This window comes from Methylobacterium oryzisoli, assembly GCF_046557895.1.
Taxonomy (GTDB): Bacteria; Pseudomonadota; Alphaproteobacteria; order Rhizobiales; family Beijerinckiaceae; genus Methylobacterium; species Methylobacterium oryzisoli.
In genome coordinates, this window is sequence record NZ_JBKIBX010000020.1 from 57158 (window position 1) to 80724 (window position 23567).

The following is a 23567-nucleotide window of genomic DNA, read 5'->3' on the forward strand; positions in this document are numbered from 1 at the left end:
AGAGGGAAGACCAACCAGGGAGGGCTCTCAATGGACCTTCGTTTCACCCCCGAGGAGCGGGCCTTCCGCGAGGAGGTGCGCGGCTTCTTCAAGGAGAACCTGCCGGAAGAGATCCGCCGGAAGATGGTCGACGGGCACCACCCGTCGAAGCAGGACATCGTCACCTGGCAGCGGATCCTCAACCAGAAGGGCTGGGCGGTGCCGAACTGGCCCGTCGAATGGGGCGGCACGGGCTGGGATCCGGTGCGCCAGTACATCTTCCTCGATGAGCTGCAGAGCTTCCCGGCGCCCTCGCCGCTGCAGTTCGGCGTCTACATGGTCGGGCCGGTGATCGCGCAGTTCGGCTCCGAGGAGCAGAAGCAGCGCTTCCTGCCCCGCATCGCCAACCTCGACGATTGGTGGTGCCAGGGCTTTTCGGAGCCGGGCGCGGGCTCGGACCTCGCCTCGCTCAAGACCAAGGCGGTGCGGGACGGCGACACCTACGTGGTCAACGGCCAGAAGACCTGGACCACGCTCGCCCAGCACGCCGACTGGATCTTCTGCCTCGTGCGCACCGATTCCAGCGTGAAGAAGCAGGAGGGCATCACCTTCCTGCTCATCGACATGAAGACGCCCGGCATCACGGTGCGGCCGATCCAGACGCTCGACGGCGGCCACGAGGTCAACGAGGTCTTCTTCGATGACGTGCGGGTGCCGGTGGAGAACCGCGTCGGGCAGGAGAACAAGGGCTGGGACTACGCCAAGTTCCTGCTCGGCAACGAGCGCACCAACATCGCCCGGGTCGGCGTCTCCAAGCAGCGCATCCGGCGGCTGAAGGAGCTGGCGGCGATCGAGCGGGTGGGGGACGTGCCGCTCCTCGAAACGCCGCGCTTCGCCGAGAAACTCGCCGCCCTCGAGATCGAGCTGAAGGCGCTGGAGATGACGCAGCTGCGCGTCGTCGCCGCCGAGCGCACCCGCGAGAAGGGCAAGCCCGACCCCGCCTCCTCGATCCTCAAGATCAAGGGCTCGGAGATCCAGCAGGCGACGACCGAACTCCTGCTCGACGTCGTGGGCCCCTACGCGCTGCCCTACCTGCCCGAGGACGAGGCGGCCGAGCACGGCACGAACGAGCCCCCGATCGGCCCGGACTGGGCGGGTCCGGCGGCGCCGACCTACTTCAACTGGCGCAAGATCTCGATCTACGGCGGCTCGAACGAGATCCAGAAGAACATCATCGCGAAGGCGATCCTCGGGCTGTGAGCGCAAGGATCCCCTCTCCCGTGTGGGAGAGGGGCAGGGGTGAGGGTGGCTCGGCTTCAGACTAGGCCTGAACGGTCGAGCTGCCAGCGGCACGGTTCAGTCATCCGGCTGCACCGTCTCCACCCTCACCCCTACCCCTCTCCCATCCGGGAGAGGGGATCCCGCGCCGTATCCGGCGATCCTTCGGACATGAATCCGGAGAAGAGACGGTCATGGATTTCGATCTGAGCGAGGAGCAGAGCCTCCTCAAGGACAGCGTCGAGCGGCTGCTCGCCGACCGCTACGACTTCGAGGCGCGCAAGCGCCACGGGCGCGGCCCGCACGGCTACGCGCGCGAGATGTGGCAGGCTTTCGCCGAGCAGGGCCTGCTCGCGGTGCCCTTCGCGGAGGAGGACGGCGGCATCGGCGGCGGGCCGGTCGAGACCATGATCGTCATGGAGGCGTTCGGGGGGGCACTGGTCCTCGAACCCTACCTCGCCACCGTGGTGCTGGCGGGCGGCCTGCTGCGCCACGCGGCCTCGGCCGAGCAGCGGGCCGCGTGGCTGCCCGGCCTGATCGCGGGCGAGACCACCTACGCGTTCGCGCACGGCGAGCGGCAGGCGCGCTACGACCTCGCGGATGTCGGCGTGAGCGCGCGCCGGGACGGCGAGGGCTGGATCCTGGAGGGCGAGAAATCGCTGGTCCTGCACGGCGACGGCGCCGACCGGCTGATCGTCTCGGCCCGCACCGCCGGATCGCGCCGCGATGCCGGCGGCATCGGCCTGTTCGTGGTGGAGGCCAATGCGGCCGGCGTGTCGCGCCGCGGCTACCCGACCCAGGACGGGCTGCGCGCCGCGGAGGTGTCGCTCTCCTCCGTGCGGGTCGGCCCGGATGCGGTGCTCGGGACCCCGGAGGGCGCGCTCCCGGCGATCGAGCGCGTGGTCGACGAGGCCATCGCGGCGCTCTGCGCGGAAGCGGTCGGCGCGATGGACCGCATGCACCGCCTGACGGTGGAGTACCTCAAGACCCGCAAGCAGTTTGGCACCCCCATCGGCGCCTTCCAGGTGCTGCAGCACCGGGCCGCCGACATGTTCATCGCCCTCGAACAGGCCCGCTCGATGGCCTTCCTGGCCACCATGATGGCCGGCGAGGAGGATGCGCGGGAGCGCACCCGCGCGATCTCGGGCGCCAAGGTGCAGATCGGGCGGTCGGGCCGCATCGTCGGCCAGGGCGCGGTGCAGCTGCACGGCGGCGTCGGCGTGACGATGGAGTACAGCGTCGGCCACTACTTCAAGCGGGTGACGATGATCGACGCGCTGTTCGGCGACGCCGACCACCACCTCGCGCGCGTGGCGCGCCTGGGCGGGCTGATCGCGGCCTGACGCGACGACGGGCGGGGGCCGCCCCCGCCCGGCTCAGCGCGGGGCGAGCGTGCGTGCGAGAAAAACCTCGGCGGTGGCGTAGCGCTCGGCCACCCGCGCCCGCACGCAGGCCCGCAGCGTGTCGCCGTAGTAGAACTGACCGGCCTCCTGCATCTGCCGGCACTGGTAGGTGGGCGGCCCGAACGCCGCGCCGGCGAGCGCGGCCAGGCCGCCGACGGCCTTGACCGCGGCCACCAGGGGCTTCGGCCAGTCGGGAGCAGGCCTGACGCGCGCGCGGCGCGGCGCGGCGTCGACCAGCTCGGCCGCCGCCACGCCCCCGCCCTGAAGGGCCGGCCAATCCCAATCGTCCCGCGGCGGCCCGGCGAAACGGTGGAGTCCGCTTCGCGCCTGCGGCCGCGTCTCAGATCGGGGCAGCCCGATGGGGATCGTCTCTGTACGGCTCGCCCTCATCACCCCGGCCCTCCGCGTTGGAACAGGCATCCTGTGCCGTCCGCGGAACGTGCCAGCGCCGTGCCGAGCTTAAGGCTTCGTCAACCATAGAAAGGTGGCCGGCGCCAAGGCGCCGGTCACCTTGGCGGATCAACCGCCGATGTTGAACGCCGCCAGCGCGGCCATGTTGACGAGGTCGGTGTCGGTGGCGCCGAGCGAGACGATCTGCACCGGCTTGTCGAGGCCGACGATCAGCGGCCCGAGCACCTGCGCGCCGCCGAGCTCCTGCAGCATCTTCGTGGAGATCGAGGCCGAGTGGAAGGCGGGCATCACCAGCACGTTGGCGGGCTGCTTGAGGCGGCTGAACGGATACTGGGCCAGCACCTCGCGGTTGAGGGCGACGTCCGCCGCCATCTCGCCGTCGTACTCGAAATCGACCCGCATCCCGTCGAGGATCCGGACCGCCTCCTGCACCTTCTCGGCGCGCTCGGCCTTGGGATGGCCGAAGGTCGAGAAGGACAGGAGCGCGACGCGCGGCTCGTAGCCGAGGCGCCGGGCGACGCCCGCGGCCTCGATGGCGATGGAGGCGATCTCCTGGGCCGAGGGCATCTCGTGGATTGCCGTGTCGGCCACCAGCACGATGCGCCCGCGGGCGAGGCAGAGCGAGATCCCGATCACCCTGTGGCCGGGCTTGGGATCGATGACGTGGCGCACGTCCTCCAGCGCGATCGAGTAGTTGCGGGTGGTGCCCGTCACCATCGCGTCGGCGTCGCCGAGCGCCACCATCGAGGCCGCGAAGTGGTTGCGGTCCTGGTTGATCAGGCGCTGGCAGTCGCGGAAGAGGTAGCCCTTGCGCTGCATGCGCGCGTAGAGGAACTGCGCGTAGATCGCGTTGCGGTCCGACTTCGCGGCGTTGTGGATCTCGATGTTGTCGCGGCCCGCGAGATCGATGCCGGCGGCCTCGGCATTGGCCAGCACCCGGTCCTCGCGCCCGACCAGGATCGCGGTGCCGAGCCCCTGGTTGACGAAGGAGAGCGCGGCGCGGATCACCACCTCCTCCTCGCCCTCCGCGAAGACGACGCGCTTGGGGAAGCGGCGCACGCGCTCGAAGATGCGGTTGAGGGTGCCGGCCACGGGGTCGCGCCGGGCCGAGAGCTGCGCCCGGTAGCGCTCCATGACCGGAATGGGCTTGCGCGCCACGCCCGTGTCCATCGCCGCCTTGGCGACGGCCGGCGGAATGGTGTGGATCAGGCGCGGGTCGAACGGCACCGGGATGATGTACTCGCGCCCGAAGCGCGGGCGCGTGCCCTGGTAGGCCGCCGCCACCTCGTCCGGCACGTCCTCGCGGGCGAGCGCGGCGAGCGCCTGGGCGGCCGCGATCTTCATCTCCATGTTGATCGTGGTCGCGCGCACGTCGAGCGCGCCGCGGAAGATGTAGGGGAAGCCCAGCACGTTGTTGACTTGGTTGGGGTAGTCCGAGCGCCCGGTCGCCACGATGGCGTCGTCGCGCACCTGCCCCACCTCCTCGACGGTGATCTCGGGATCGGGGTTGGCCATCGCGAAGATGATCGGCTGGGGCGCCATCGAGCGGATCATCTCAGGGGTGAAGGCGCCCTTGACCGAGAGGCCGAACACGATGTCGGCGCCCTCGATCGCCTCCGCGAGGGTGCGCCGGGAGGTCGCCACCGCGTGGGCGGACTTCCACTGGTTCATGCCCTCGGTGCGGCCGGCGTGGACGACGCCCTTGGTGTCGCACAGGATCACGTTCCGGGCCCCGAACCCCATCGCCTTCAGGAGCTCGATGCTGGCGATGCCGGCCGCGCCCGCGCCGTTCACCACCAGCCGCGCCTGCGCGATGTCGCGGCCGGTGAGGTGGAGCGCGTTGATCACGCCCGCCGCCGCGATGATCGCGGTGCCGTGCTGGTCGTCGTGGAAGACCGGGATGTCCATCAATTCCCGCAGGCGCTCCTCGATGATGAAGCACTCGGGGGCCTTGATGTCTTCGAGGTTGATGCCCCCGAAGGTGGGGCCGAGGTAGCGCACGCAGTTGATCACCGCGTCCGGATCCTCGGTGCCGACTTCGAGGTCGAAGGCGTCGATGTCGGCGAAGCGCTTGAACAGGACCGCCTTGCCCTCCATCACCGGCTTGGAGGCCAGCGCCCCGCGGTTGCCGAGCCCGAGGATCGCGGTGCCGTTCGAGACCACGCCGACGAGGTTGCCCTTGGCCGTGTAGTCGAAGGCGAGCGCCGGATCCTCCGCGATGGCGAGCACCGGCACGGCGACGCCGGGCGAGTAGGCCAGCGAGAGGTCGCGCTGGGTGGCCATCGGCTTCGTGGCGACCACTTCGAGCTTGCCGGGGCGCCCCTGCGCGTGGAACTGCAGGGCCTCCTGATCCGTGAAGGTCGGACGCGTGCGGCGCGGGACGGGGCGGGACTCGCTCATGCCGGAACCTTCTTGGCCTTTAGTCGGATGACGATGGGAAATGTCCCATAGGCCCGCGGGGGCCAGGGCTCAAGCCGCCCGCGGCGCGTTCCCGGACGGCCCTCGGACGATGCTCGCCCGCGCACGGCCTGCCGCGATCCGCCGCGCTCCCGGCGCGCCCGCGCCATCCCCATCATCCCCGGGGAGAACGCGGACGCCGCCTGGAACGGGGCTACGACTTTGATAGGCTCGGGTCCGATGACGATGGACAGCGATCCCGGCCGGCGCCTGCGCGACGAGCCCTGCGAGCCGGCCGACGAGGCCCCGATGCCGCGCGCCCGCCGCGCCGCGCCCGAAGCGCCGCGGGAGGCCCAGGCCCCGCGGGAGGCAGCGGCGTCTCGCGAGGCGGCGGCCTCGCCCATGATGGCGCAGTACATCGAGATCAAGGCCGCCAATCCGGGCTCGCTCCTGTTCTACCGGATGGGCGATTTCTACGAGCTGTTCTTCGAGGATGCCGAGGTGGCCTCGCGGGCGCTCGGGATCGTGCTGACGAAGCGCGGCAAGCACGCGGGCGCCGACATCCCGATGTGCGGCGTGCCGGTGGAGCGGGCGGACGACTACCTCCAGCGCCTGATCGCGCTCGGCCACCGGGTCGCGGTCTGCGAGCAGACCGAGGATCCGGCGGAGGCGCGCAAGCGCGGCTCGAAATCGGTGGTGCGCCGCGAGGTGGTGCGCCTCGTCACCCCGGGCACCATCACGGAGGAGCGCCTCCTCGACCCGGCCCGCGCCAACCTGCTCGTCGCGCTGGCGCGGCGGCGCGCGCCGGACGGCGGCTGGACCTACGGGCTCGCCGCGGTCGACATCTCCACCGGCCGCTTCACGGTGAGCGAGGCGGAGGGGGCGGGGCTCGCCGCCGAGATCGCCCGGCTCGATCCCCGCGAGATCGTGATGGCGGAGGCGATCCACGCCGATCCCGACCTCGCCCGGCTGTGGCGCGACGGACCGGCGGCGGTGACGCCGCTCGGGCGCGGGGAGGCCGACCCGGCCTCCGCCGAGCGGGCGCTCAAGGAGCAGTTCGGCGTCGCCACCCTGGAGGGCTTCGGCGCCTTCAGCCGCACCGAGATCGCGGCGGCCGGCACGGTGCTGCACTACATCGCCCGCACGCAGCTCGGCGCGAAGGTGCCGCTCAGCCCGCCCGCCCGGCAGGATGCGGGCGCCACCCTGCTCATCGACGCGGCGACGCGCACCAACCTCGAACTCACCCGCACGCTCCAGGGCGAGCGGGCCGGGAGCCTGCTCGCCGCCATCGACCGCACGGTGGGCGCCGCCGGGGCGCGGCTCCTGGCCGAGCGGCTCGCCGGCCCCTCCACCGACCTCGCGCTGATCCGCCGCCGCCACGACGCGGTGGCGTTCCTCGTGGCCGAGGGGAGCCTGCGGGCGGAGCTGCGGGCGGACCTCGCGCGGGCGCCCGACATGGCGCGGGCGCTGTCGCGCATCGGCCTCAACCGGGCGGGGCCGCGCGACCTCGCGGCCCTGCGCGACGGGCTGGAGGCGGCCCGCAGCCTCGCGACGCGGCTCGCCGGCGCGGGCGCATTGCCGGGCGAGATCGGCAAGGCCGCCCGGCTGCTCGCCACGGTGGGCGACGGCCTCGTGGACGCGCTTTCGGCCGCGCTCGCCGACGAGCTGCCGCTGCTCAAGCGGGACGGCGGCTTCGTGCGCGAGGGCTACCGCACGGAACTCGACGAGGCGCGCGCGCTCCAGAGCGATTCCCGCCGCTTCGTCGCCGGCCTCCAGACCCGCTACGCGGGCGAGACCGGCTGCCGGACCCTGCGCATCAAGCACAACAACCTGCTCGGCTACTACATCGAGGTGCCCCAGGCGGTCGGCGAGACCCTGCTGAAGGACCCCTGGCGCGAGACCTTCGTGCACCGCCAGACCATGGTGGACGCGATGCGCTTCACCAGCCTGGAACTCGGCGAGCTGGAATCGCGCATCGCGGGCGCCGCCGAGCGGGCGCTCGCCCTCGAACTGGAGGTGTTCGAGGCGCTGTCCGCCGCCGTGATGGCTGAGGCCGAGGCGATCACCGCCGCCGCGACCGCGCTCGCGGCCCTCGACGTGGCGGCCTCGCACGCGGACCTCGCGGTCGAACTCGACTGGACCCGGCCCGTCCTCGACGAGAGCCTCGCCTTCCGGGTCGAGGGCGCCCGCCACCCGGTGGTCGAGGCGGCCCTCAGGCGCGCGGGCGAGCCGTTCATCGCCAACGGCTGCGACCTGTCGGGCACGGAGGCCGGCCCCGGGCGTGAGGCCGGCACCGGCCGCCAGGCCGGCACCGGCCGTGAGGCCGGCCGCATCCTGGTCGTGACCGGCCCGAACATGGGCGGCAAGTCGACTTTCCTGCGCCAGAACGCGCTGATCGCGGTGCTCGCCCAGATGGGCGCCTTCGTGCCGGCGCGCTCCGCCCATCTCGGCCTCGTCGACCGGCTCTTCTCGCGGGTCGGCGCCGCCGACGACCTCGCGCGCGGCCACTCGACCTTCATGGTCGAGATGGTGGAGACCGCCGCGATCCTGAACCAGGCGAGCCGCCGCTCGCTCGTGGTCCTCGACGAGATCGGCCGGGGCACCGCCACCTTCGACGGGCTCTCGATCGCCTGGGCCTGCCTGGAGCACCTGCACGAGGTCACGGGCTGCCGGGCGCTGTTCGCCACCCATTTCCACGAGCTGACCGGGCTCGCCCAGCGCCTGGAGCGGCTCTCGAACGCCACCCTGAAGGTCACCGAGTGGAAGGGGGACGTGGTCTTCCTGCACGAGGTGGTGCCGGGAGCGGCCGACCGCTCCTACGGCCTCCAGGTGGCGCGGCTCGCCGGGCTCCCGGCCGCGGTCATCGCGCGTGCCAAGGTGCTGCTGGCCGATCTGGAGCGGGGCGAGGGCGGACGCCGCCGCGCCCCCGTGGCGGAGCTGCCGCTCTTCGCGGCCGCCCCCCCGCCTCCGCCCCCGCCGCCGGCTCCCAAGGCGGACGCGTTGCGCGACCTCCTCGACGGCCTCGATCCCGACGACCTCACGCCGCGCGAGGCACTGGACGCGCTCTACCGGCTCAAGGCGGCGCGGATGGCGGAGTAGCGGTCACCGCCGCCGCGCCGGCCGCCCAGGCCGGGGAGGTCGACGCCCTGCATCGCGAGACCCGAGGGGGTGCACGGCATCCCTCCCGGCCCGGCGCAACGGTCGCCCGCCGCGGCCGGACCGGTGCTGCGCGGATGCCCGGCTGGCCCGGGCTTCCTCATCGTGTCACGTGCCCGATTTACACGCCCAAGTCCGCACGGGCGTTAGACCTTTTCCGGCGCCCCGGATATGGTCGCGGCGGCCATACTGCGGGGGAGGTCGGTCATGGAGCCGGAAGGCAGCGCTGCGCGGCGCGGCGTCGAGGAGACCGGCATGGCGGAGGCCGCCCTCTTTCCGCGGGCGCCCGAGGCCGGCGCTCCGCACGACCTCGATCTCGACCAGCTCCTCGGCGCGCTCCAGGCGATGCGGGCCGGGAATTTCAGCGTGCGGCTGCCGGGCAACCTCACGGGCCGTGCCGGCAAGGTCGCCGACACCTTCAACGAGATCGTGGCCGCCAACGAGCGCATGGCCGGTCAGCTGGAGCGGGTGGGCCAGGTGGTGGGGCGCGAGGGGCGCACCCGCACCCGCGTGCGCTTCGACCTCACCCAGGGCGCCTGGGGGGAGATGGAGGGCTCCGTCAACACCCTGATCGACGACCTCCTGTGGCCGACCACCACGGTGACCCGCACGATCACCGCGGTGGCCCGCGGCGACCTGCTGCAGACCGTGCCCCTCGACGTGGACGGGCGGGCGCTCCAGGGCGAGTTCCTGCGCTCGGCCACCATCGTCAACGCGATGATCAAGCAGCTCAGCGTGTTCACCTCGGAGGTGACGCGCGTGGCCCGCGAGGTCGGCACCGACGGCAAGCTCGGGGGCCAGGCCCAGGTGCGCGAGGTGACGGGGGTCTGGAAGGACCTCACCGAGAGCGTCAACTCGATGGCCTCGAATCTCACCGCCCAGGTGCGCAACATCTCGGAGGTGACGATCGCGGTCGCGAACGGCGACCTGTCGAAGAAGATCACCGTCGACGTGCGCGGCGAGATCCTGCAGCTCAAGGAAGCCATCAACACGATGGTGGACCAGCTGCGCTCCTTCGCCTCCGAGGTGACGCGCGTGGCCCGCGAGGTCGGCACCGAGGGGCAGCTCGGCGGTCAGGCGATCGTGCCGGGGGTCGCCGGGACGTGGAAGGACCTCACCGACTCGGTCAACGCCATGTGCGGCAACCTCACCGCCCAGGTGCGCAACATCGCCCAGGTGACGACGGCGGTGGCCCGCGGCGATCTTTCGCGAAAAATCACGGTCGACGTCTCGGGCGAGATCCTGGAGCTCAAGAACACCATCAACACGATGGTGGACCAGCTCAACGCCTTCGCCGGGGAGGTGACGCGCGTGGCGCGCGAGGTCGGCACCGAGGGGCGCCTCGGCGGTCAGGCCCAGGTGCCCGGGGCCGCGGGCACGTGGAAGGACCTCACCGACAACGTGAACTCGATGGCCTCGAACCTGACGGCCCAGGTGCGCAACATCGCCGAGGTCTCGACCGCCATCGCCAGCGGGGACCTGTCGAAGAAGATCACCGTCAACGTCTCGGGCGAGATTTTGGAGCTGAAGGAGACCATCAACACGATGGTGGACCAGCTCAACGCCTTCGCGTCCGAGGTGACGCGCGTGGCGCGCGAGGTCGGCACCGAGGGCAAGCTCGGCGGGCAGGCCACGGTGCGCGGCGTCGCCGGCACCTGGGGCGACCTCACCGACAACGTGAACTCGATGGCCTCGAACCTGACGGCCCAGGTGCGCAACATCGCCGAGGTCGCCACCGCGGTGGCGCAGGGCGACCTGTCGAAGAAGATCACCGTCAACGTCTCGGGCGAGATCCTGCAGCTCAAGGAGACCATCAACACGATGGTCGATCAGCTGCGCTCCTTCGCGGGCGAGGTGACGCGGGTGGCGCGCGAGGTCGGCACCGAGGGGCGCCTCGGCGGCCAAGCGCAGGTGCCGGGCGTGGCGGGCACGTGGAAGGACCTCACCGACAACGTGAACTCCATGGCCGGCAACCTCACGGCCCAGGTGCGCAACATCGCGGAGGTCTCCACGGCCATCGCCAACGGCGACCTCTCGCGAAAGATCACGGTCGACGTGCGCGGCGAGATCCTGGAGCTGAAGGAGACCCTCAACACGATGGTCGACCAGCTCAACCGCTTCGCCTCCGAGGTGACGCGCGTGGCGCGCGAGGTCGGCACCGAGGGCAAGCTCGGCGGCCAGGCGCAGGTGCCGGGCGTGGCGGGCACGTGGAAGGATCTCACCGACAACGTGAACTCCATGGCCGGCAACCTCACGGCCCAGGTGCGCAACATCGCGGAGGTGACGACGGCGGTGGCCCGCGGCGACCTCTCGCGCAAGATCGCCGTCGACGTGAAGGGCGAGATGCTGGAACTGAAGAACACCATCAACACGATGGTGGACCAGCTCAACGCCTTCGCGGGCGAGGTGACGCGGGTGGCGCGCGAGGTCGGCACCGAGGGCAAGCTCGGCGGTCAGGCGCAGGTGCCGGGCGTGGCGGGAACCTGGAAGGACCTCACCGACACCGTGAACGTGATGGCGGCGAACCTCACCGAGCAGGTGCGCGGCATCGTGAAGGTCGTCACCGCCGTGGCGGACGGCGACCTGACCCAGAACCTCACGGTGGCCTCGAAGGGCGAAGTCGCGGCCTTGGCCGAGACCATCAACAACATGACCCGCACCCTCGCGACCTTCGCCGATCAGGTGACGACGGTCGCCCGCGAGGTCGGCGTCGAGGGGCGGCTCGGCGGCCAGGCCAACGTGCCGGGCGCGGCCGGGACGTGGAAGGACCTCACCGGCAACGTGAACCTGCTGGCCGCGAACCTCACGACCCAGGTGCGCGCCATCGCGGAGGTGGCCACCGCGGTGACCAAGGGCGACCTGACCCGCTCGATCCAGGTCGAGGCCCGCGGCGAGGTGGCGGAGCTCAAGGACAACATCAACACCATGATCGGCAACCTCCGTCTCACGACGGAGCGCAACACCGAGCAGGACTGGCTGAAGACGAACCTCGCCCGCTTCACCAACATGCTCCAGGGCCAGCGCGACCTCGCCACGGTCGGGCGCACGCTGCTCTCGGAGCTGGCGCCCCTCGTCGAGGCGCACCAGGGCGTGATCTACCGGGTCAAGGGCGGGGAGGCGGGGCCGACATCCCTGCGGCTCCTCTCGGCCTACGCGGACGACGCCATCATCGGCCACAAGGAGCGGCTCGCGGTGGGCGAGGGGCTGATCGGGCAATGCGCGCGCGACGCGCGCCGCATGCTCATCACCGAACTGCCACCGACCGCGGCGCCGGTGGTCTCGGGCCTGTTCAAGGCGGTGCCGCGCACCGCCATCGTGCTCCCGGTGCTGTTCGAGGGGCAGGTGAAGGCGGTGATCGAACTCGCCTCGCTCCGGTCCTTCACGGAACTGCAGATCTCGTTCCTCGAACAGCTCACCACCGGCATCGGCATCGTGCTCAACTCCATCGAGGCGACGATGCAGACCGAAGGGCTGCTCACGCAGTCCCAGGAGCTCGCGGGCGAGCTCCAGACCCGCCAGCGCGAATTGCAGCAGACCAACGAGCAGCTGGAGCAGAAGGCCCAGCAGCTCGCCGACCGCAACGACGAGGTCGAGGCCAAGAACCAGGAGATCGAGCAGGCGCGCCGGGCGCTGGAGGAAAAAGCCGCCGAGCTGGCGCTCACCTCCAAGTACAAGTCCGAGTTCCTGGCCAACATGAGCCACGAGCTGCGCACGCCGCTCAACTCCATCCTGATCCTCGGCCAGCAACTCAGCGACAACCCGGACGGCAACCTCTCCGAGCGGCAGGTGGAGTTCGCCCGCACGATCCACGGCGCGGGCACCGACCTGTTGAACCTCATCAGCGACATCCTCGATCTGTCGAAGATCGAATCCGGCACGGTTTCGGTCGAGGCCGAGGAGATCAGTTTCTCCAACCTGCTCGCCGCCACCGCCCGGCCGTTCCGGCACGAGGCGGAGAACCGCCACCTGTCCTTCGACGTGGAGGTGGCGCCCGAACTCGGCACCTTCATCACCGATTCCAAGCGCCTGCAGCAGGTCCTCAAGAACCTCCTGTCGAACGCCTTCAAGTTCACCGCACAGGGCGGGGTGCGCCTGCGGGTGGCGCCCGCCACGTCCGGCTGGAGCGCCGACCACCCGACCCTCGGGAGCGCGCCGGCGGTGGTCGCCTTCGAGGTCGCGGATACCGGCATCGGCATCCCGCCCGAGAAGCAGCGGATCATCTTCGAGGCGTTCCAGCAGGCGGATGCGGGCACGAGCCGCAAGTACGGCGGCACGGGTCTCGGCCTCGCCATCAGCCGCGAACTCGCCAACCTGCTCGGCGGCGAGATCCAGCTGCGCAGCGCCTCGGGCGTGGGCAGCACCTTCACGCTCTACCTGCCGCTGACCTACGTGGGCGCCACCAGCCACGCGCCCCCCGCGGTGGCGCCGCTCGCCGACCCGGTCCCGGTGGCGCCCCCGCTGTTCGCGCGCAACACCGAGTGGACCTCGCCGGTCGAGACCGCGGTCGACGACCGCGAGGCCCTGGAGCCCGGCGACGCGGTGCTGCTCGTCGTCGAGGACGACCCCCACTACGCCCGGGTGCTGATGCAGCTCGCCCGCGACACGGGGTTCAAGGTGCTGGCGGCGGGCCGCGGCGCCGACGCGCTGGCGCTCGCGCGCCGCTACCGGCCCACCGCCGTGTCCCTCGACGTCTTCCTGCCCGACATGCTGGGCTGGACCGTGCTGAGCCACCTCAAGCAGGACCCGGCCACCCGGCACATCCCGGTGCAGATCGTGACGCTCGACGAGGACCGCCACCACGGGCTCGCCCGCGGGGCCTTCGCGTACCTGTCGAAGCCGACGACGCCGGACGACCTCGGCTCGGCGCTGCGGCGCATCAAGACCTTTTCCGAGCCGCGGCGGCGGCGCCTCCTCATCGTGGAGGACAATCCGGCCGAGCGCCTGGGCATCGCGGCGCTGCTCGGGCACGAGGACGTCGACATCCTCACGGCCGAGAGCGGCGAGGAGGCGCTGGCGACCCTGCACGACAGCCCGGTGGATTGCGTCGTCCTCGACCTCAAGCTGCCCGACATGTCGGGCTTCTCGGTGCTGGAGCGCCTCCGCGCCGACGCGCAGCTCGCCGACCTGCCGGTGGTGGTGTTCACCGGCCGCGCCCTCTCGCCCGACGAGGATGCCGCGCTGCACGCCATGGCGCGCAGCGTCGTGGTCAAGGGCGTGGAATCGCCCGAGCGGCTGCTCGACGAGACGGCCCTGTTCCTGCACCGGGTGGTGGCCGACCTGCCGCCCGAGAAGCAGCGCATGCTGGAGCGCCTGCACCGCTCGGACGAGGATCTGGTCGGGCGCACGGTGCTCCTGGTCGACGACGATGCGCGCAACATCTTCGCCCTGTCGAGCGTTCTGGAGCGCCGCGGCATGCGGGTCCTCACCGCCACGACGGGGCGCGAGGCGATCTCGATCATCGAGGGCCGCACCGACGTCGCCATCGTGCTCATGGACATCATGATGCCGGAGATGGACGGCTACGAGACCATGCAGGTGATCCGCGCCAACCCCGCCTTCCGCCGCCTGCCGATCGTGGCGCTGACCGCCAAGGCCATGAAGGGCGACCGCGAAAAATGCCTGGAGGCGGGCGCCTCAGACTACCTCGCCAAGCCGGTCAACACCGAGCAGCTGCTCTCGGCGCTGCGGCTCTGGCTCCACCGCTGACCCGATGCCGATCCAGGACCCGATGAGCGAGGCGGAGCGTACCGGCGAGGGATCGTCCCGGCCCGCGGCGGCCGGTGCGGCGCCGCGCGCGGACGACCGGGTCAACATCCTGCTGGTCGACGACCAGCCGGCCAAGCTCCTGAGCTACGAGGTGATCCTGAGCGAGCTCGGGGACACGCTGATCAAGGCGACCTCGGCGCGGGAGGCGCTGGCGCACCTGCTGCGCACCGAGATCGCCGTGGTCTTGATCGACGTGTGCATGCCCGAGCTCGACGGGTTCGAGCTCGCCACGATGATCCGCGAGCATCCGCGCTACCAGCACGTGGCGATCATCTTCGTCTCGGCGATCCAGATCAGCGACCTCGACCACCTGCGCGGCTACGAGGCCGGCGCGGTCGATTACGTGCCGGTGCCGGTGGTACCGGCGGTGCTGCGCGCCAAGGTGCGCATCTTCGCCGAACTCTACCGCAAGACCCGGCAGCTGGAGCGCCTCAACGCCGAGCTGGAGCAGCACGTCGCCGAGCGCACGGCCGCGCTCGAAGCCTCGACGGCGCGCCTGCGCGAGAGCGAGCAGCGGCGCAGCCTCGCGCTCGCCGCCGGCCGCATGGGCTCCTGGGACTGGGACCCGGCCACCGGCGAGTACGCCTGGGACGAGGGCCAGTACCGGCTGTTCGGCGTCGATCCGGCCGACTTCGTGCCGACCCCCGAGAGCGTCGCGCCCCTCGTCCACCCGGACGACCGCGGGCGGATGCGGGCGTTGGGGCGCCGGGCGGCGCTGACCGGCGAGCCCTTCGACGCGGAGTTCCGCATCGTGCGGCCGGACGGCGAGACCCTGTGGTGCGTGACCGGGGCGGCGACCACCACGGACGCGGCCGGGCGGCGGCGCCTCAGCGGCGTCACCCACGACATCACGGCGCGCAAGCGCGCCGAGGAGGTGCTGCTCGACCTCAACCGCGACCTGGAGCGGCGCATCGAGGAGCGCACCCGCGAGCGCGAGGCGGCGCTGGCCCAGCTCTTCGAGGCCCAGAAGCTCGACACGATCGGCCAGCTCACCGGGGGCGTCGCGCACGACTTCAACAACCTCCTGATGGCCGTGCTCGGCTCCCTCGAACTGCTGGAGAAACGCCTGGACCCGGAGGATGCCCGGGCGCATCGCCTCGTGGACAACGCCGTGCAGGGCGCGCGGCGCGGCGCGGCGCTGACGCAGCGCCTGCTGGCCTTCGCGCGCCGCCAGGAGCTGCGGCCCGAGACCGCCACGGTGGCGGGCCTCGTCGAGGGCATGCGCGGGCTCCTGGAGCGGGCGCTGGGCCCGAGCGTGCGCCTCGCCGCCGCGTTTCCGCCCGACCTGCCGCCGATCCGCATCGACACCAACCAGTTCGAACTGGCGCTCCTCAACCTCGCGGTGAACGCCCGGGACGCGATGCCGGGCGGCGGCACCATCACCCTCGACGGGATCGCGGCCGGCGAGGCGCCCGACCTGCCGCCGGGCGCCTACGTGCGCATCCGCGTCGCCGATACCGGCGCGGGCATGGACGACAGCACGCTCGCCAAGGCGACCGAGCCCTTCTTCACCACCAAGGGACCGGGCAAGGGCACGGGCCTCGGCCTGTCGATGGTGCAGGGGCTCATGGCCCAGTCCGGGGGGGCGCTGCGCCTGTCGAGCGCGCCGGGCCGGGGCACCGCCGTCGATCTCTGGCTGCCGGCCGCGCCGGCGCTCGCCGCCCCGGCGCCCGCCCCGGCGGCGCCCGAGCCGCGCTTCGCGGCGATCCGGCCCTGCACGATCCTGGTGGTGGACGACGACGCGCTGGTGCGCACCGGCACCGCCGCGATGCTGGAGGATCTCGGCCACGCCACCCTGGAGGCGCCCTCGGCCGGCGAGGCGCTGCTGCTGCTGCGCGCCAACCCGGCGGTGGACGCCGTGGTGACCGACCACGCCATGCCGGGTATGACCGGCCTCGACCTCGCCCGGCGCCTGCGCGAGGCGCATCCGGCGCTGCCGGTGATCCTGGCCACCGGCTACGCGGAACTGCCGAGCGACGGCGAGATCCCGGTGCCGCGCCTGTCGAAGCCGTTCACGCAGGAGGATCTGGCGGTGCTGCTCGCCGCCGTGCTGGCGCCGGTCGCGGCGGCCTGACGGCTCAGGCCGGATCGAGGACGTCGAGCGCCCCGGCCGGAAACGGCGCGCCGCGCCCCAGGCACAGGACCCGCACGCCCGCGTGGCGGGCCACCGCCTCCGCGACCGTCTCCGGGGGCGTCGGGGCGCCGGGCGTCTCGCTCACCACCACTGCGCGCAACGCCACCGCGTGGGCGCGCAGCGTCTCGACCGCCGTGAGGGCGTGGCTGATCGCCCCGAGATAGCTGCCCGAGACGAGCAGGGCCGGCAGGCGCAGGGCCTTGAGCCACGCGAGGCCGGTCGCCTCCGGGGTGAGCGGGCTCATCAGGCCGCCGACGCCCTCGACCAGCACCGCGGCACCGGCCGGGGCGGCCGCGATGGATGTTTCGCACCACGCGACCAATTCGGCGAGGGCGAGGCGGCGGTCCTCCCGGGCGGCGGCGAGGTCGGGGGCGAGGGGAGCGGCGAAGCGCCAGGGGGTGCAGGCGGCCACCGTCCCGGGCGTGACACCGAGCCCCTGCGCGGCGAGGAGCAGGGCGGTGTCGCTGCCGGCGAAATCCGGGTCGGCGAGGGGCGGCACGCCGCTCGCCACGGGCTTGAGCGCCACCACCGGCCGGCCGCTCGCGCGGATCGCCCGGGTCAGCGCCGCCGTGACGTAGGTCTTGCCGATCTCGGTGCCGGCCCCGGCGACGAAGAGGGCGCTCATCCGAGGACCGCCCGCGCGTCGCGCAACGCATCGGCCAGGGCGTCGACCTCCTGCTCCGTATGGGCGGCCGAGAAGGCGACGCGCAGCCGGGCGGTGCCGGGCGGCACGGTCGGCGGGCGGATCGCCACCACGAGGAAGCCCCGCGCTTCGAGCGCCCGCGACAGGGCGAGCGCGGCCTCGGCCTCGCCCACCTGCACCGGCACCACGGCGCTCTCGGCCTCCGGCAGACCGAGGCGGGCGGTGAAGCGGCGCGCGAGCGCGAGCGGGCGGGCGGCGCGCTCCGGCTCCGCGGCGATCACCGCGAGCGCGGCCAGCGCGGCGGCGGCGGAGGCCGGGGGCAGGCCGGTGGTGTAGACGAAGCTGCGCGCCCGGCTCGTGAGGAGGTCGATGACCGCCCGCGAGGCGCAGAGATAGCCGCCGTAGCTGCCGAGCGCCTTCGAGAGCGTGCCCATCTCCAGCGGCGCCGTGGCGTCCGGCCCGACCACGCCGAGCCCGTGGGCGTCGTCCACGAGGGTCCAGGCGTCGAAGCGCGCCCCGAGGGCGAGGATGTCGGCGACGGGCGCACGGTCGCCGTCCATCGAGAAGACCCGCTCGGTGAGGATGAGCGCGTGCCGGGCGGCCCCGCGCTCGCGCGCGAGCAGGTCTTCGAGGTGGGCGAGGTCGTTGTGGCGGAACGGCAGGGTGCGGGCACCCGCGAGTCGCGTGCCCGCCCACATGCAGGAATGGCCGAGTTCGTCGATCAGGATCAGGTCGCCCGCCCCGGCGAGCGCCGGCGTGATGCCGAGATTGGCGAGGTAACCGCTGCCGAAGATCAGGGCCGCCTCGTGCCCCTTGCGCCCTGCCAGCGCCGCTTCGAGGTCGGCGAAGAGCGGGTGGTTCCCGGTGACGAGGCGCGAGCCGCCGCTGCCGGCCCCGTAGCGCTCCAGGGCCTCGCGCGCCGCCGCGACCACCGCCGGATGGGTCGAGAGGCCGAGATAGTCGTTGCAGGAGAAGGACACCACAGGCCGGCCGGCGCGCTCGGCCCCGGCGCCCCCGGTGCGCCGGGTCGCCACGAGAGTGCGGCGCAGGCCCGACGCGTCGAGGCCGGCGAGCTTGCCGCGCGCGAAGGCGTCGAGGCTGGGTAGGGCACTTGGCCGGGCACTTGGCATGGGCGCGCTGTGGCGCCGGGGCTTGAGGGTGTCAAGCCGAACGAAACGGTGGGTGAGGCCGCAGCCCCGATGGTCCAGCCCCTTGAAGCACGCAAATTAGTTGACTCAGTCAATCAAAGTCTCGACGGTCTGGGACGACAGGAGGCGCGGCATGACCCCGATTCTCTCACCGTCGGACGACGCCGTCGCGGAGGTGCGCGCCTTCGCGCGGTTCTACACGCGGCAGATCGGGCTCCTCGACGAGGGGCTGCACCGCAGCCGCTTCTCGCTCACCGAGGCGCGGGTGCTCTACGAACTCGCCCACCGCGATGGGCTCACCGCCGCCGCGCTCGGCCAGGATCTCGGGCTCGATGCGGGGTATCTCAGCCGCCTGCTCGCGCGCTTCGCCGCGCAGGGGCTGGTCGCGCGCGCGCCGAGCGGGACAGACGGGCGCAGCCGCGTGCTCGCGCTCACGCCGGCCGGGCGGGCGGCCTTCGCGCCCCTCGACGAGGCCTCGCGCCGGGAGGTCGGCGCGCTGCTCGACCGGCTCTCCGCGCCCGGCCGGACGGCGCTGGTGCGCGCGATGCGCTCCGTGCGGCACCTGCTCGGCGCCGAGGCGACGGAGCCCGCCGCGATCCGCGCCTTCCGGCCCGGCGACACCGGCTGGATCATCCACCGCCAGGGACGGCTCTACGCCGAGGAATACGGCTGGGACGACAGCTTCGAGGCCCTGGTCGCCGGCATCCTGGCGGCCTTCGTGGCGGAGCACGACCCGGCCCGCGAGGGCGGCTGGGTGGCCGAGCGGGGCGGGGAGGTGCTGGGGAGCATCTTCCTCGTGCGCCAGTCGGACGAGGTGGCGAAGCTGCGCCTGCTCTACGTCGAGGGCGCGGCCCGGGGGCTCGGCCTCGGGAGCGCGCTCATCGTGACCTGCCTCGCCTTCGCGCGGGCGGCGGGCTACCGGCGCGTGACGCTGTGGACCAACGACGTGCTGGGGGCCGCCCGGCGCCTCTACGAGGGAGCCGGGTTCCGGCTCACCGCCAGTGCGCCGCACCGCTCCTTCGGCCGCGACCTCGTCGGGGAGACCTGGGACCTCGATCTGACGGGCTGAGCCGCGATCTCGAGGGCTGCGCCGTCTGACGGACACGGATGAGGAATGCGGAAGGGCGCGGCGGGGTGGCTCCCCGAGCAGGACTCGAACCTGCGACAAGGCGATTAACAGTCGCCTGCTCTACCAGCTGAGCTATCGGGGATCGCGCCGGGGCGCCTCTCTAGGCGAAACGCGGGGCGGCGTCAAATGGCGATCCCGCGGCGGGCCGAGTGGGGACCGCCGGTCCGGCTGTGACCTTGCGGCAACAAGCCGGAGCGGCGGCGCCGAACGGCTTTGCCAAGCGTTAACCATGCTCCGGTTATGGCGTAACCGGGCAGTCCCAACCGATTCGCGACCCGCCGATGACGAGACGCGCCGTCCGATTCCTCTTCTGCACCGCCCTGCTCGCGGCGGCGTGGCTCAGCCCGGCGCCGGTCCGCGCCGGGGAGGGGCCGGCCGTGGCGATCGCCGCCGAGGTCGGGGCGGCCCCGGACGGGGGCACCCGGCTCAGCATCGTGCTGTCGCGGCCGGTGGAGGCCCGGGCCTTCGTGATGGAGCGGCCCGACCGGGCGGTGGTCGAGATGCCCGAGGTGAACTTCCAGCTGCCCCCGGAGGCCGGGCGGCGGCGGGAGGGCCTCGTCGCCTCCTACCGCTACGGGCTCTTCGCCCCGGGGCGCTCGCGCCTCGTCATCGACCTCGCCCAGACCGCCACCGTGACCCGGGTGGCGACCGCGCCGCGCCCGCGGGACGGGGCGACGCTGCTCACCATCGACCTCGCCCGGTCCGACCGCGACGGCTTCCGCCGCGCCGCCGTCGCGCCCGAGCCGCCCCCGACCCCGAAGGCGCTCGCGCCGACGCCCGGCGACACCCGCCCTCTGGTGATCGTCGATGCCGGGCACGGCGGCACCGATCCGGGCGCCATCGCGGCCAACGGCGCCTTCGAGAAGGACATCGTGTTCGGGGTGGCCCGCGAGCTGGCGCGGCGGCTGGAGGACGGGCGCCGGGTGCGGGTGCGCCTGACCCGCGACGCCGACGTGTTCGTGCCCCTCGCCGAGCGGGTGCGGATCGCCCGCGAGGCGAAGGCCGACCTGTTCGTGTCGATCCACGCCGATTCGATCTCGGCCGCCCCGCAGGTGCGCGGCGCCACCATCTACACGGGCTCCGAAAAAGCCACCGACGCCGAATCGGCGCGCCTCGCCGATCGCGAGAACAAGGCCGACCAGGCCGCGGGCGCCGACAGCGCCGAGGGGCCGGGCGACGTCTCCGACATCCTCCAGGAGCTCACCCTGCGCGAGACCCGCGGCTTCTCGGCCCGCTTCGCGCAAGGGCTGCTCGGCCAGCTCGGCCGGGTGATGGAGATGAGCGTCAAGCCCCACCGCGAGGCGGGGTTCCGGGTGCTGCGCTCCCCCGACGTGCCCTCCGTGCTGGTCGAACTCGGCTACCTGTCGAGCAAGCGCGACCTCGACCTCCTGCTCTCCGAGGAGTGGCGCGCCCGGGTCACCGAGCAGATGGCGGGGGCGATCGAGACCTTCTTCGCCGGCCGCACCCCGCCCGGGCCGAATCCGACCCTGGCGCGCCGCGCGGCGTCGACCGCCCCAGTTTCACCATAGATCCCGTGTGGATGGGCGCCGTCGGCGCCGCGATTCCCGAGTATACCCGCCCGATGGCGGCGCGCGAACGCGCGTGCCCTCGCTGAAGCGGCGGGAACAGGGTATCCTGGACGCGGCGCGGCCCTCCGCCGCTGGCGGCTCATCATCGACGGATCGGGTTCGGATGCGCTTCATCCTTCGCTTCTTCGGCTTCCTGTTCAGCATCGCCGCGATGGTCTTCGTCGTCGGCGCCGCGATCGGCGGCTACTTCTACTGGAAGTACTCGCAGGACCTGCCGGACCACGCCGCGCTCGCCAATTACGAGCCGCCGGTGATGACCCGCGTGCACGCCGCGGACGGCAGCCTGCTCGCCGAGTACGCCCGCGAGCGCCGGCTCTACCTGCCGATCCAGGCCATGCCCAAGATCATCGTGGCGGCCTTCCTGTCGGCCGAGGACAAGAATTTCTACAAGCACGGCGGCATCGACCCCGAGGGCATCGTCCGCGCGGTGGTCACCAACGCGCAGAGCGGCAAGAAGCAGGGCGCCTCGACCATCACCCAGCAGGTCGCCAAGAACTTCCTGCTCACCAACGAGCAGACCATCGACCGCAAGATCCGCGAGGCGCTGATCGCGCTGCGCATCGAGTCGACCTACTCGAAGGACAAGATCCTCGAACTCTACCTCAACGAGATCTTCCTCGGCACGATCGTGCCGGGCCGCAACCTGCACGGCATCGCGGCGGCCGCGCTCGACTATTTCGGCAAGTCGGTGCACGAGCTGACGATCCACGAGGCGGCCTACCTCGCGGCGCTGCCCAAGGGACCGAACAACTACCACCCCTACCGCAAGACCCAGGCGGCGCTGGCGCGCCGCAACGAGATCATCGGCCTGATGGCCCAGAACGGGTACATCACCCGCGAGGAGGCCGAGGCCGAGCGCAAGCTGCCGCTGGGGGTCAACCCGCGCAACGTCTCGCCCAACACCGCCAGCGCGAACTACTTCGCCGAGGAGGTGCGCCGCGAGATCTCCGAGCGCTACGGCGAGAAGAAGCTCTACGAGGGCGGCCTGTCGGTGCGCACCACCCTCGACCCGAAGATGCAGCTGCAGGCCCGCAAGGCGCTGGTCGACGGCCTCGTGCGCTACGACCAGGCGCGCGGCTGGCGCGGGGCGGTCAAGCGCATCGAGATCGCGGGCCGCGACTGGGGCCTCGCGGTGGCGGAGGTGCCCGCGCTCGGCGACGTGCAGCCCTGGCGTCTCGCCGTGGTGCTGGAGGTCGCGGGCGGCCGGGCGCAGATCGGCCTCCAGCCCCGGCGCGAGAGCTCGGGCGCGGTCGGCCGCGAGCGCGAGACCGGCCTCATCGCGGCCGACGGCGTGCGCTGGACCGGACGGGGCATCACCACGGTCCTGAGCCCGGGCGACGTGGTCTACGTCGAGCGGATGGACGGCCAGAACGCCGCCTACCGCCTGCGGCAGGTGCCCGAGGTCTCCGGCGCCATCCTGGCGATGGACCCGCATACCGGCCGCGTCCACGCGATGGTGGGCGGTTTTTCCTACGACGAGAGCGAGTTCAACCGCGCGACGCAGGCCCTGCGTCAGCCCGGCTCCTCGTTCAAGCCGATCGTCTACGCGGCGGCCCTCGACAACGGCTACACGCCCTCCTCGATCGTCCTCGACACGCCCATCACCATCGAGGCCGGCCCTGGCCAGGAGGCCTGGACGCCCTCGAACTACGACGGCAAGTCGGGCGGGCCGCACACCCTGCGCTACGGCATCGAGCACTCGAAGAACCTGATGACGGTGCGGCTCTCCAAGGACATCGGCATGCCGCTGATCGCCGAGTACGCCCGCCGCTTCGGCGTCTACGACGACATGCTGCCCGTGCTGCCGATGTCGCTCGGCGCCGGCGAGACCACCGTGATGCGCATGGTCACGGCCTATTCGATGCTCGACAACGGCGGCCGGCGCATCCGCCCGACGCTGATCGACCGCATCCAGGACCGCACCGGCGAGACGATCTACCGGCACGACAACCGCAAGTGCCTCGGCTGCGACGCCGAAAAATGGTCCGGCCAGGACGAGCCCAAGCTCGTGGACGAGTCCGAGCAGGTGCTCGACCCGCTCACCGCCTACCAGATGGTCTCGATCATGGAGGGCGTGGTCCAGCGCGGCACCGCCACCATCCTCAAGGAGATCGGCAAGCCGCTCGCGGGCAAGACCGGCACCACCAACGACGCCAAGGACGCGTGGTTCGTGGGTTTTTCGCCGGACCTCGCGGTGGGCGTCTATATCGGCTTCGACAAGCCGCGCTCGCTCGGCGACCGGGCGACCGGCGGCGGCCTCGCGGCGCCGGTCGTGCGCGACTTCCTCAAGGCCGCGCTCGCCGACAAGCCGCCGACCCCGTTCCGGGTGCCGCCCGGCATCAAGCTGATCCGCGTCAACCTCGCGTCGGGCACCCGCGCGGGCGGCGGCGAGGGCGGCATCCTGGAGGCGTTCAAGCCCGGCACCGCGCCGCCCGACAGCTACTCGGCCCCGGCCGCGGCCCAGCCCGGCTATCCCGGCGCGCCCCCGCCGGACGGCGACCGGGCCGCGCAGGCGGGTGGGCTGTACTGAGCGG

General features: G+C 72.4%; 12 protein-coding genes and 1 tRNA gene. 8 read left to right on the plus strand and 5 right to left on the minus strand.

Annotated elements, in window-relative coordinates:
* Positions 1 to 30 precede the first annotated feature (30 nt).
* Complete coding sequence (gene pimC / locus ACKUB9_RS19455) at positions 31 to 1239, plus strand: pimeloyl-CoA dehydrogenase large subunit (protein ID WP_407525659.1); 1209 nt, start codon at positions 31 to 33, stop codon at positions 1237 to 1239.
* Positions 1240 to 1451: 212 nt separating this feature from the next.
* Positions 1452 to 2600 carry an acyl-CoA dehydrogenase family protein gene (locus tag ACKUB9_RS19460; protein WP_407525656.1) on the plus strand — a complete coding sequence of 383 codons (1149 nt, stop codon included), beginning with the start codon at positions 1452 to 1454 and terminating at the stop codon, positions 2598 to 2600.
* A gap of 33 nt (positions 2601 to 2633) precedes the next feature.
* On the opposite strand, the gene ACKUB9_RS19465 is transcribed toward ACKUB9_RS19460, so the two are convergent.
* Positions 2634 to 2912: a hypothetical protein gene (locus ACKUB9_RS19465; RefSeq protein WP_407525653.1), complete on the minus strand. Its 279-nt coding sequence runs from the start codon at positions 2910 to 2912 to the stop codon at positions 2634 to 2636.
* 267 nt (positions 2913 to 3179) lie between these two features.
* Positions 3180 to 5471: an NADP-dependent malic enzyme gene (locus tag ACKUB9_RS19470; protein WP_407525650.1), complete on the minus strand. Its 2292-nt coding sequence runs from the start codon at positions 5469 to 5471 to the stop codon at positions 3180 to 3182.
* Between the two features lie 306 nt (positions 5472 to 5777).
* Between ACKUB9_RS19470 and mutS the strand changes: the two genes are divergently transcribed.
* The 3 genes from mutS (at position 5778) to ACKUB9_RS19485 (ending at position 16464) form a co-directional block, all read left to right on the plus strand.
* Positions 5778 to 8567, plus strand: a complete 2790-nt coding sequence (gene mutS / locus ACKUB9_RS19475; RefSeq protein ID WP_407525778.1) for a DNA mismatch repair protein MutS — start codon at positions 5778 to 5780, stop codon at positions 8565 to 8567.
* A 312-nt stretch (positions 8568 to 8879) separates the two neighbouring features.
* Positions 8880 to 14330 carry a HAMP domain-containing protein gene (locus ACKUB9_RS19480; protein ID WP_407525776.1) on the plus strand — a complete coding sequence of 1817 codons (5451 nt, stop codon included), beginning with the start codon at positions 8880 to 8882 and terminating at the stop codon, positions 14328 to 14330.
* Between the two features lie 4 nt (positions 14331 to 14334).
* Positions 14335 to 16464 (plus strand): response regulator, encoded by a 2130-nt coding sequence (locus ACKUB9_RS19485; RefSeq protein WP_407525647.1) that lies wholly within the window; start codon positions 14335 to 14337, stop codon positions 16462 to 16464.
* Between the two features lie 4 nt (positions 16465 to 16468).
* Here ACKUB9_RS19485 and bioD read toward each other — a convergent pair whose 3' ends face one another.
* Both bioD and ACKUB9_RS19495 read right to left on the minus strand, forming a co-directional pair.
* Positions 16469 to 17149, minus strand: coding sequence for a dethiobiotin synthase (gene bioD, locus ACKUB9_RS19490; RefSeq protein WP_407525644.1), 681 nt, complete (start codon positions 17147 to 17149; stop codon positions 16469 to 16471).
* Positions 17146 to 18297, minus strand: coding sequence for an aminotransferase class I/II-fold pyridoxal phosphate-dependent enzyme (locus ACKUB9_RS19495; RefSeq protein WP_407525641.1), 1152 nt, complete (start codon positions 18295 to 18297; stop codon positions 17146 to 17148). Before ACKUB9_RS19495 ends, bioD begins: the two co-directional genes overlap by 4 nt.
* Positions 18298 to 18448: 151 nt before the next feature.
* On the opposite strand from ACKUB9_RS19495, the gene ACKUB9_RS19500 reads away from it, so the two are divergent.
* Positions 18449 to 19384 carry a bifunctional helix-turn-helix transcriptional regulator/GNAT family N-acetyltransferase gene (locus tag ACKUB9_RS19500; protein ID WP_407525639.1) on the plus strand — a complete coding sequence of 312 codons (936 nt, stop codon included), beginning with the start codon at positions 18449 to 18451 and terminating at the stop codon, positions 19382 to 19384.
* Positions 19385 to 19450: 66 nt separating this feature from the next.
* On the opposite strand, the gene ACKUB9_RS19505 is transcribed toward ACKUB9_RS19500, so the two are convergent.
* Positions 19451 to 19526: transfer RNA gene (locus tag ACKUB9_RS19505), tRNA-Asn, on the minus strand.
* Positions 19527 to 19725: 199 nt separating this feature from the next.
* Between ACKUB9_RS19505 and ACKUB9_RS19510 the strand changes: the two genes are divergently transcribed.
* Both ACKUB9_RS19510 and ACKUB9_RS19515 read left to right on the plus strand, forming a co-directional pair.
* Entirely contained in the window at positions 19726 to 20973 is a 1248-nt protein-coding gene (locus ACKUB9_RS19510; protein ID WP_407525636.1) for an N-acetylmuramoyl-L-alanine amidase, read from the plus strand.
* Between the two features lie 163 nt (positions 20974 to 21136).
* On the plus strand, positions 21137 to 23563 hold the full coding sequence (locus tag ACKUB9_RS19515) for a penicillin-binding protein 1A (RefSeq protein ID WP_407525633.1): 2427 nt from the start codon (positions 21137 to 21139) through the stop codon (positions 23561 to 23563).
* Positions 23564 to 23567 lie beyond the last annotated feature (4 nt).